Annotated in this window: 1 pseudogene; it reads right to left on the reverse strand. The window is 72.9% G+C overall.

Features of this window, described 5'->3' with window-relative positions:
- A pseudogene (locus ACQG3P_RS20580) lies at positions 1 to 255 on the reverse strand (DUF58 domain-containing protein); the annotation flags it as partial.

Consider the following 255-nt stretch of genomic DNA (forward strand, 5'->3'; position numbering starts at 1 on the left):
CAACGCGATGCGGGTGTGCGGGGCGAAATTGGGATACACGCGTACGGTCTGCGCCGGCGGCAGCAGGCGGCGCTGGCGCCACATCCGCCACGGTGCATGCAGGCGCAGGTGCACGCCGTCGAACCCGAAGCGGCCGCGCGCGGTCGGGGTCAACGTGTACTCCACGCTGCTGGCCACCAGCGGCGTGAGCGTCACTGCACGCGGCAGGCCCTGCAGCGACCACGCTCCCGGCACCAGGTCGCACACCGCCACGCG

The organism is Stenotrophomonas sp. SrG, assembly GCF_050031795.1.
GTDB classification, from domain to species: domain Bacteria; phylum Pseudomonadota; class Gammaproteobacteria; order Xanthomonadales; family Xanthomonadaceae; genus Stenotrophomonas; species Stenotrophomonas rhizophila_A.